The 581-nt window shown below is 61.3% G+C and carries 1 protein-coding gene; it reads left to right on the top strand.

All coding sequences use genetic code 11. The annotated features are described in order from the left end of the window. Nucleotides 1-581, top strand: a 581-nt coding sequence (locus tag A5624_RS28610) for a hypothetical protein (protein WP_197518955.1), incomplete at both ends; no start/stop codon positions are given.

The following is a 581-nucleotide window of genomic DNA, read 5'->3' as shown; positions in this document are numbered from 1 at the left end:
ATTTACACCGACGGCGACAATCCCGCTCGTGACCTGCATGGGTTGCGGGATCTGTTGCAAGCGCCGGGTTTCGCCATACACGACGTGCAGGATCCATCAATGGTGAATTCCGCTTTTGTCTCGGCGCGTAACCACCCCGTCATTGATCTTTACCTGAAAACGCTTGAGTCCAACTACGGCCTGCGACAAGACGAATTGGACCCGGACGAGTGGCGCTTGCCGAACACCCGACAGATCCAATCCGCCTTATATGTCCGGAGCGCGAGTGGCCACGTGCGTCGTCGGTCGGTCATGGAGCGCACCGGCCCGTACGCGTTCAAAACGGCCATGGAAGGTGCTGGGTTTGTTGGCCCCGCGCTCAAGTTGATTCCGCGTGTCCGCTGGACGCAGTTGGATGTCGGGAGCGCTAACTCGTGGGCAAGCAGCGAGCCGCGGCCATCTACGCCCGAGCAGACCGTTGATGTGTTGCAACACGCCGTTACCGGGCTGATCCGCGATTTGGGTAACCGGCGCGGCGATTTGAATCTTCTGGCCGTGGCGCCGCTGATCGAGGGGCTGCCGGATCCGGCTGCGGGTTGGGA

It is taken from the genome of Mycobacterium sp. 1482292.6, from assembly GCF_001672995.1.
GTDB classification, from domain to species: Bacteria; Actinomycetota; Actinomycetes; order Mycobacteriales; family Mycobacteriaceae; genus Mycobacterium; species Mycobacterium europaeum_A.
Note: the sequence above shows the minus strand (reverse complement) of the source record. Positions and strands in the feature narration are given on the sequence as shown.